The 9,043-nt window shown below is 73.6% G+C and carries 10 protein-coding genes; 6 read left to right on the forward strand and 4 right to left on the reverse strand.

The genetic code is table 11. The features are described 5' to 3' along the window. Positions 1-49 precede the first annotated feature (49 nt). From ACWGJ2_RS20655 to ACWGJ2_RS20675, 5 genes are all read left to right on the forward strand, one after another. Positions 50-694: a TetR/AcrR family transcriptional regulator gene (locus ACWGJ2_RS20655; RefSeq protein WP_453347602.1), complete on the forward strand. Its 645-nt coding sequence runs from the start codon at positions 50-52 to the stop codon at positions 692-694. Then, positions 691-891: a ferredoxin gene (locus ACWGJ2_RS20660; RefSeq protein ID WP_453347591.1), complete on the forward strand. Its 201-nt coding sequence runs from the start codon at positions 691-693 to the stop codon at positions 889-891. The genes ACWGJ2_RS20655 and ACWGJ2_RS20660 overlap by 4 nt, the downstream gene beginning before the upstream one ends. Beyond that, entirely contained in the window at positions 888-2,090 is a 1,203-nt protein-coding gene (locus ACWGJ2_RS20665) for an NAD(P)/FAD-dependent oxidoreductase (RefSeq protein ID WP_453347592.1), read from the forward strand. The genes ACWGJ2_RS20660 and ACWGJ2_RS20665 overlap by 4 nt, the downstream gene beginning before the upstream one ends. A gap of 83 nt (positions 2,091-2,173) precedes the next feature. Further along, entirely contained in the window at positions 2,174-3,634 is a 1,461-nt protein-coding gene (locus ACWGJ2_RS20670; RefSeq protein WP_453347593.1) for an MFS transporter, read from the forward strand. A 73-nt stretch (positions 3,635-3,707) separates the two neighbouring features. Next, on the forward strand, positions 3,708-4,943 hold the full coding sequence (locus tag ACWGJ2_RS20675) for a cytochrome P450 (protein ID WP_453347594.1): 1,236 nt from the start codon (positions 3,708-3,710) through the stop codon (positions 4,941-4,943). Between the two features lie 395 nt (positions 4,944-5,338). Here the strand turns inward: ACWGJ2_RS20675 and ACWGJ2_RS20680 are convergent, their stop codons facing one another. Then, complete coding sequence (locus ACWGJ2_RS20680; RefSeq protein WP_453347595.1) at positions 5,339-6,472, reverse strand: pyridoxal-phosphate-dependent aminotransferase family protein; 1,134 nt, start codon at positions 6,470-6,472, stop codon at positions 5,339-5,341. Positions 6,473-6,699: 227 nt separating this feature from the next. Between ACWGJ2_RS20680 and ACWGJ2_RS20685 the strand changes: the two genes are divergently transcribed. Further along, on the forward strand, positions 6,700-8,163 hold the full coding sequence (locus tag ACWGJ2_RS20685; RefSeq protein ID WP_453347596.1) for a phenylacetate--CoA ligase family protein: 1,464 nt from the start codon (positions 6,700-6,702) through the stop codon (positions 8,161-8,163). A gap of 85 nt (positions 8,164-8,248) precedes the next feature. Here the strand turns inward: ACWGJ2_RS20685 and ACWGJ2_RS20690 are convergent, their stop codons facing one another. The 3 genes from ACWGJ2_RS20690 to ACWGJ2_RS20700 all read right to left on the reverse strand — a co-directional run bounded on the left by ACWGJ2_RS20690 (position 8,249) and on the right by ACWGJ2_RS20700 (position 9,043). Next, entirely contained in the window at positions 8,249-8,443 is a 195-nt protein-coding gene (locus ACWGJ2_RS20690; protein ID WP_453347597.1) for a hypothetical protein, read from the reverse strand. A 193-nt stretch (positions 8,444-8,636) separates the two neighbouring features. After that, positions 8,637-8,765 (reverse strand): LPFR motif small protein, encoded by a 129-nt coding sequence (locus ACWGJ2_RS20695; RefSeq protein WP_453347598.1) that lies wholly within the window; start codon positions 8,763-8,765, stop codon positions 8,637-8,639. Positions 8,766-8,914: 149 nt separating this feature from the next. Continuing rightward, complete coding sequence (locus ACWGJ2_RS20700; protein ID WP_453347603.1) at positions 8,915-9,043, reverse strand: hypothetical protein; 129 nt, start codon at positions 9,041-9,043, stop codon at positions 8,915-8,917.

A 9,043-nucleotide genomic window follows, 5' to 3' on the forward strand; every position in this document is an offset into this window, starting at 1 on the left:
CACGCGCACACCCCGTGCCTCGCGCGTCGCGGAGACACACGCGGCCCTGATGTCGGCGGCCGAGCGGCTCTACGCGGAACACGGGCTCGCCGCCGTCTCGAACCGCCAGATCGGGGAGGCGGCGGGACAGGGCAACGTCACCGCCGTCAGCTACCACTTCGGCGGCAGGCCAGGGCTCGTGCGCGCCATCATGAGCAAGCACGGCGAGGCGGTCGACCGCATCCGGCAGCGCTACCTGGACGGGATGGGCGGGAGCCGCGACGTCCGGGACTGGGTGGACTGCCTGGTGCGTCCCGTGCCGGAGTACCTGGGCTCGCTCGGCGTCCCCTCCTGGCACGCCCGCTTCGCCGTCCAGGTCATGACCGACCCCATGATGCGCGCGCTCGTCACCGACGAGGCCCTCGTCAGGACGACACTGAGCCAGACCCTCGACGGACTCGGCGGCTGCCTCCGGACGCTGCCGGCCGAGGCCAGGGCCGAACGCGGCAGCATGGCCCGCCATCTGATCATCCACACCTGCGCGGAACGCGAACGCGCGCTGGCCGAGGGCAACGCCCCCCTGCACGCGTCATGGGAGCACACGGCCGACGCGCTGTCCGACGCGATCACCGGCCTGCTCACCGCGCCCGTCACCACCCACCGCAACCGCAACCGTGACCGCGACCTTGACCGCCTGGAGGACACCGCATCATGAAGATCACCGTCGACGAGGACAAGTGCTGCGGCGCGGGACAGTGCGTGCTGATCGCGCCCGAGGTCTTCGACCAGCGGGACGACGACGGCATCGTCGTCCTGCTCGACGCCGAACCGCCCGCCGAACACCACGCGGCCGTCCGCGAGTCGGCCGACGTGTGCCCCGCCGCCGCCATCCACCTCGGCGGGACCCCGTGAGCACACCCGGACACGTACTGGTGGTCGGCGCCTCAGCCGCCGGTCTCGGCACGGCGGAAGCCCTGCGCCGCAAGGGCTATACGGGGCGGCTGACGGTCCTGGGCGACGAGACCCGGCTGCCCTACGACCGGCCGCCGCTGTCCAAACAGGTGCTCTCGGGCGCCTGGCAGCCCGAACGGACCCGACTGCGCGCCCAGGAGGTACTGGACGCGCTGGACGCCGACTTCCTGCTCGGGGACGCGGCCCTCTCCCTCGACGCGGAGACGCGCACCGTCCGTACCGCCTCCGCGCGTACGCTGAGCGCCGACGCCGTCGTCGTCGCCACCGGGCTGCGCCCCCGCACCTTCCCCGGACAGGAGAACCTGCGCGGTGCGCACGTGCTGCGCACGCTGGACGACGCCACGGCGCTCCGCGGCGCGCTGCTCGACGCCGGGGACCGGGGGAGAGCAGTGGTGGTCGGGGACGGTGTGCTCGGCGCCGAGATCGCCGCCACGGCACGGCAGATGGGCCCCTCCGTCACCCTGGCGGGCCCGCAGGCCGCGCCGATGACCGACCAGCTCGGCCCGCACATCGCGCGCCTGCTGGCCGAACTGCACACCGAGCACGGGGTGCGGGTGCGCGGCGGCACGGCCGTCACCGGTCTCACGTCGGAGCGGGGACGGGTCAGCGGCGTACGGCTGCCGGACGGCGAGACCCTTCCCGCCGACGTGGCCGTGGTGGCGATCGGCTGCGTCCCGGCCACCGACTGGCTCGCGGGGAGCGGACTGCGGGTGGCGGACGGTGTGGTGTGCGACTCCCGCTGCCGCGCGGCGGAGGGGATCTACGCCGTCGGCGACGTGGCCCGCTGGCACCACGACCACCTCGGCGTCCCGCTCCGGCTGGAGAACCGCACGAGCGCGGTCGAACAGGCCGGGGTCGTCGCGGCCAACATCCTCGGCGAGGACCGCGCTTACGCACCCGTCCCGTACTTCTGGACGGACCAGTACGACATGAAGATCCAGGTGTACGGGGTGCCGTCCCCCGATGCCGAGGTGACCGTCGTGGAAGGCGCCGAACACGACCGCCGGTTCGTGGCGCACTACACGCGGGAGGGCCGCGTCACGGCCGTACTCGGCTGGAACATGCCACGCCAGGCCCGTCTGCACCGGCAGGCACTCGTCGACGGCGGCGCGCACACCCCCGCGCTGCCGAGCCGCTGACGCACCGCACCACCCGGCCTGCCCGCACTACCCCGCCCGTACCTCCGCGAGCCGCCAAGCCGCACCGCACAAAGGAACCCGCAATGACCCCGAGAACCGCCCAACGGCCCGGAGCGGTCGTGGGCGTGCTGGCGCTGGCCGGTATCGTCGCCGCGCTCATGCAGACCCTGGTGGTCCCGCTGATCGGCGAGCTGCCCGTCCTGCTGGACACCTCGGCCTCCAACGCCTCGTGGGCGGTCACCGCCACCCTGCTGGCCGGAGCCGTCACCACACCCGCGAGCGGGCGCCTCGGCGACCTCTACGGCAAGCGCCGCGTCCTCCTCGGCCTCTGCGTCCCGCTCGTGGCGGGCTCCGTGCTCTGCGCCCTCGCCGACTCCCTCGCGCAGATGGTCGTCGGCCGCGGCATGCAGGGCATGGGCATGGGCATCGTGGCGCTGGGCATCAGCGCGCTGCGCGACCTCATGCCGCCGGAGCGGCTCGGCTCGTCCATCGCGCTGATCTCCTCCTCGCTCGGCATCGGCGGCGCGCTCGGCCTGCCGTTTGCCGCCGCCGTCGTCGAACACGCCGACTGGCGCGTCCTGTTCTGGGTCTCGGCGGGGCTCAGCGCCCTCGTCGGCGCCCTGGTCTGGTTCCTGATACCCGCCACACCCGCGCTCGCCGGTGGCCGCTTCGACACGGTGGGCGCGCTCGGCCTCGGCGCCGGTCTCGTCTGCCTCCTGCTCGGCGTCTCCAAGGGCGCCGACTGGGGCTGGTCCAGCACCGCCGTCCTCGGGCTGCTGATCGCGGCGCCGGCCGTCCTCGCCGTATGGGGCTGGTGGGAGCTGCGCAGCCCCGCTCCGCTCGTCGATCTGCGCGTCGCGGCACGCCCGCAGGTGCTGGTGACCAACGCGGCGTCGATCGTCGTCGCCTTCTCGATGTACGCGGCGGCGCTCATCGTGCCGCAGTTGCTGCAACTGCCCAGCGAGACCGGCTACGGACTGGGCCAGTCCATGCAGGCCGCCGGGCTGTGGATGGCACCGTCCGGGCTGATGATGATGCTCGTGTCGCCCCTGGGCGCGAAGCTGTCCGCCGCACGCACACCGAAGACGACCCTCGCCGTCGGCAGCCTCGTCATCGCCCTCGGCTACGGCTCGTCGCTGTTCCTGATGGGCTCGACGTGGGGCCTGCTGATCGTCACCTGCGTCTGCAACACCGGCGTAGCGCTGGCCTACGGAGCCATGCCCGCGCTCATCATGAGCGGGGTCCCGCAGTCGGAGACCGCCTCGGCCAACAGCTTCAACACGCTGATGCGTTCCGTCGGCACCTCCGTCGCCGCCGCGGTCGTCGGGATCGTCCTCGCCCAGATGACGGTGCGGATGGGTGGCCGGTCACTGCCTTCCGAGAGCGGCATCCGCACGGGCATGCTGCTCGGCTGTGGCGTCGCCCTCCTGGCCGCGGCGATCGCCGTCACCATCCCCCTGCGCAGGACCGCGCCTCCGCAGGACACGGACACACCCCCGGCCCGGCCACCGCTCTCCGTGGCCAAGCCGGGCGACACCGCCTGAACGCGCTGAACGCCCCGGAACCCCCCTGAACGCCTCTGAACGTCTCAGACACCCGGCACCACTGGAGGACGCAATGACCACCGCGCACAGCTCCGGCACCGCCCCGGCCGACATCCCCGACTTCCCGGCACCGCGCTCCGCCGTCTGCCCCTTCGACCCGTCACCCGAACTGCGGGACCTGACACGGCACGGCCCGGTGGCGCCGGTCAGGTCCTGGGGCGACAGCACCCCCTGGGTGGTGACCAGCCACGCCGAGCAGAAGGCGCTGCTCGCCGACCCCCGGCTGAGCGCGAACTTCTCCCACCCCGGCTTCCCCAGCCCCGTCGACCCGCGCCACGCGCACGCGGGCAGGACCGACATGAGCTTCGTCGGCATGGACGACCCGGAGCACGCCCGGCTGCGCCGGATGGTCAGCGGCGCCTTCACCGTCAAACGGATCGAGGCGCTGCGGCCCGTCGTGCGGAAGATGGTCGACGGCTTCATCGACGACATGCTCGCCGGGCCGAACCCCGCCGACCTGGTCCAGGCGCTGGCGCTGCCCCTCCCCTCGCTGGTGATCTCCGAACTGCTCGGAGTGCCCTACGAGGACCACGAGTTCTTCCAGAACAACAGCAAGGACATCGTCTCCGCCGTCTCCACACCCGAGGCGCGGCAGGCCGCGCACACCAACCTGGCCGAGTACCTGGACCGCCTGGTCGGCGAAAAGCTCGCCGAGCCCGGCGACGATCTGCTCTCCAAGCTCGCCGAGCTGATCGAGGCCGGTGAGCTGACCCGCAGGGAAGCGGTCACGATGGGCGTGCTGCTGCTCCTCGGCGGGCACGAGACCACGGCGAACATGATCAGCCTGGGCACGCTGCTCCTGCTCCAGCACCCTGATCAGCTCGCCGTCATCCGCGAGGCCGAGGACCCCAGGGTGATCGCCACCGCGGTGGAGGAGCTGCTGCGCTACCTCTCCGTCGTGCACCTCGGGCGCCGCAGGACCGCGGTGGAGGACATCGAGATCGCGGGCCGCACCATCCGCGCGGGCGACGGCGTGATCCTGCTCGGCGAGCTGGCGAACCGGGACCCCGCGGTCTTCCCCGACCCGGACCGCCTCGACCTCACCCGCGACGCCCGCCAGCACCAGGCGTTCGGCTCCGGCACCCACCACTGCGTCGGCCAGCCGCTGGCCAGGATGGAACTCCAGGTCATCTACCCGACCCTCTTCCGGCGCATCCCCACGCTCCGGGTGACGGAGGACGTGGCGCGGCTCCCGTTCAAGTACGACGCGGTCATCTACGGGCTCTACGAGCTGCCCGTCACCTGGTAGCGGTAACTGCGGGCACCGGGCGGGGCGCGGACGGACCGGGGCGCCGACGGGACGCGCCTACGGTCCCACGGGGACGTAGGCGCGGACGCGCCGGGCCGCCGACGGGACCGGGGACGCGGCCGGGGCGCCGCCCGGCGAGGTCCCCGGCTCCAGTCCTTCGGGCGCAGCCGACTGGCGCTCGGCAAGGAGGACGCGTCCCCGACGGTGATGTCCTCGCCGGGCACCACATGGGCGGCGGCCTGGCCGCCGCCTCGACCGCCCGCTACCGCGCGAACTGCTCAGGCGACACGCCCACTGCGGGGGCCGTCCCGCGAGGCACCACCCTCACGGGGCGCCGGACCCGCGAGTCCCGTCCCGCGCGGCCCAGCCCCCGCAGGGCGGCTCGCGTGTGGCCGTCAGCTCGTGATGGTGGCGGCGTCCCAGGCCGCGTCCGCGGCCCCGCGCGCCGCGTCGCCGCTCGCCGCCTCCAGGCCCAGCGCGCGCAGGCCGCCCGCCAGGGCCTCCAGCGTGGCGAGAGTGACGGCACGGTCCGCGGCGCGCCCGTAGTGGTTGACCCGCAGCATCTCCTTGGCCAGCGGCCCGGCCGCGGCCTGGAGCGGCACGCCGCCGTCCACCGCGAGCGCGGCGGACACCACGTCGCGCGCGTCCAGATCAGCGGGGGCGCGCAGCGTGGTGGCAGCCGGTGCGGCGTCCGCGTCCCTGACCACGTAGGGGGAGAGGCCCGGCAGCTCCCGCGCCCCCGCACGCAGCGCGGCGGAGGCGGCCCTGTGCCGGGCGATGGCGGCGTCGAGCCCTTCGGCGGCGACGCGGTCCACGGCCTGCTCCAGCGCCAGCATCTCCAGTTGCGCCGGGGCGTGCGGAAGCGCCGTGCGGCCCCCGTCGAGCCACCTCTCCTTCCAGTCCAGCAGGGAGAGGTAGGAGCGGCGCGGAGCCCGCTCGTTGGCCGCGATCCGCTCCCAGGCACGCGGGCCGACCGAGACGGCGGACACTCCCGCGGGCCCGGCCAGGGCCTTCTGGCCGCCGATGACGCACAGGTCCACGCCCCACTCGTCGGTCAGCAGGGGCTCGGCCCCCACCGAGGCGACGGCGTCGAGCATGAGCAGCGCGCCGTGCTCCCGCACCACGGCGCCGATCTCCGCGACCGGGTTGGTGTTGCCCGTCGCCGCCTCCGCGTGGACGAGGCTCACCAGCTCGACGGCGGGGTTCTCGCGCAGCGCCTCCGCTACCTGGCCGGGGGAGACCGCGCCGGTGAAGGGTGCGCTGAGGGTGACCACCTCGGCGCCGCAGGACCGCAGCCAGCCGCCGAACGTCTCCCCGTAGGGTCCCGTGACGATGTTGAGGGCCGTGCTGCCGGCGCGTGCGGCGGAACGGATGCACGCCTCCAGGGGCAGCAGTGCCTCGCCCTGCATGGCCACGACGTCGGCACGCGTCCCCATCAAGGACGCGATCTTGTCCTCGATGGCGGCGAAGTGCGCCGCGCCGAGCGGCGGCAGGTCCAGCAGGGACAGGGGCTCGTTGTTCGCAGTCACGGTCGCCTTCCAGCGATAGCGAGCCGCGTCCGCCACGGCTCGGGGTACTCCTCGACTCTACGACGGCCTCCCGTGGCACCCTCACCACCCTCACCACCCCGCGCCCTGCCCCTGGCGCACCCCGCCGCCGGTACTGGCGGCCCGCCCCGTGCGCCCGCATGATGGAGGCCGCCCGCGCCGCCGCGGCCTGCCACCACCCGTCGCCTCGTCCGTGGAAGGGACGCCTCATGAGGGACCACGACCGGCCGGGCCACGTCGCCTCGGCGCTCGCGGACTTCGCCGCGGACACGGAGCTGACCGGGGCAGAGGACCCCGTGGCCCTCTTCCGGCGGGTGGCCGCCTCGGTGCCCGCCTACCGCGCGTTCCTCGCGGAGCACGGCGTCGATCCTGCGGGCGTCCGCACGATGGCCGACTTCCGCCGCCTCCCGCTGCTCGACAAGGCGTCCTACCACCAGCGGTATCCCCTCCCCGAACGCTGCCGGGACGGCCGCGTCGAGGGCTGCGACATGGTCGCCGTCTCCTCCGGTTCCAGCGGGCGTCCGACGGTGTGGCCGCGCACCGTCGTCGACGAACTGCGGGTCGCGCGCCGCTTCGAGCAGATCTTCCGCGACGCGTTCAGGGCGGGGGAGCGCAGCACGCTGGCGGTCGTCTGCTTCCCGCTGGGCACCTGGGTGGGCGGGATGTTCACGACGGCCTGCGTACGGCACCTCGCCGCCAAGGGCTACCCCGTCACCGCCGTGTCGCCCGGCAACAGGACCGACGAGATCCTGCGCATCGTCCCCGAACTGGCACCCCACTTCGACCAGACGGTCCTCCTCGGATACCCGCCCTTCCTCAAGGACGTCATCGACGCGGGCGCGGCCTCCGGGGTCCCCTGGGACACGTACGCGGTCAAGCTGGTCCTCGCCGGTGAGGTGTTCAGCGAGGAGTGGCGCGACCTCGTCGCAGAACGCGCCGGACTGCCGGATCCGGCACACGACACCGCCTCCCTCTACGGCACGGCGGACGCGGGCGTGCTGGGCAACGAGACGCCGCTGTCCGTCACCGTGCGCCGCTTCTTCGCCGCCCACCCGGGCCCGGCCAGGGAACTGTTCGGCGAGGCGCGGCTGCCCACCCTGGCGCAGTACGACCCGGGGAGCCGCTTCTTCGAGACGCACGAGGGCACCCTGCTCTTCTCCGGCGACGGAGGGATCCCCCTGGTCCGCTACCACATCGCCGACGAGGGCGGGCTCGTGCCGTACGAGGAGATGCTCCGCTTCTGCGCGCGGCACGGCTTCGACCCGGTGGCACGTTCGGGGAGCAAGGGCGGAGAGCTGCCCTTCGTGTACGTCTTCGGCCGGTCCCTGTTCACCGTGTCCTTCTTCGGCGCGAACGTCTACCCGGAGAACGTGACCGTCGGCCTAGAGCAGCGCGGCATCAGCGACGGGGTCACCGGGCGCTTCGTGCTGGAGACCGAGGAGGACGAGGCGTACGACCGGCGCCTGCGGATCACCGTCGAGCGGGCGGCGGGACGACGGGACGCCGACGCCGGGGCGATCGCCGTCTCCGTACGGGACCAGCTCGTCCGCCTGAACAGCGAGTTCGCGCACTACGTACCCGTCGATCGGCAGCTCCCGCACATCGTGCTCCGGGACTTCGCCGACCCCGAGTTCTTCCCGGCCGGGGTGAAGCACCGCTACACACGCGGCTGAGCCCTGGGCCCTCCGGAAAGCCTCCCCGGGAGCCCCTCCGGGCAGGGGCCCCGCACAGGGGCCCGCCCGGCAGGCGCCGCCCCGCTCAGTCGGGGGTCTCGCCGGAGGGCTTCGCGGGCGCGTCCTCGTTGGTGGTCGCGGCGTCCTCCGCCTCCGCACCGTGCTTCTCCGACCGCTCGGCCGGCTCGGCCTCCCCGTCGTCGAGGGCGGGCCGGTCCTTGCGGATCTCCTCCTCCATCTCGTCGACCGCCGTCTGCGGATCGTCCTTGCTCTTGCCCACGCCGGACTCCCTTCCGCGCTCATGTCCTCAGCGCTGTCGTAGGGGCCGGGTGCCCTGCTGTGCTGCCGGGATGCGGACGTGGGCGCTCCGATATCGCTCCGATGTCGGTCCGATGTGCGCGCACCGTGTGTCGGCACCGGTGCGGGAGCCGTGCCGTGTACGGCCCGGCGGGCCGCCGGGCCGTACACGGGTGTCAGTGGCGGCCGTGCGCGCTGTCGGAGGCGCCACCGAAGAGGCGTGCCACCAAGCGGAAGGGCAGTGTGACGACGGTGGCGACGGCACCGCCGATGGTCCGCAGGATGTCCGCGATTGCCTTCAGCATGAGTCTGCCTCCCTGCGATGTCGCCGGGCCCCGGAGGGACGCGGCGGTGGTGCTGCCACCCGTGTGGTGGCGGGTTACCGGTTGCCTCGGGAGGGGCCGGTAAACCCCGGCCCGCGACACGCCCGCGACACGTACCGGCCCGCCGCAGGTCAGCCGGTGGCCCTGCCGCCCGGCTCAGCCTCTTCCGGTGTGTTCTCGATCTCTTCGCGTATGCGGCGGCAGGCGCCGGTGATGAGGCGGGAGACGTGCATCTGGGAGATGCCGAATTCCTGGGCGAT

This window comes from Streptomyces sp. NPDC054796 (genome assembly GCF_053611545.1).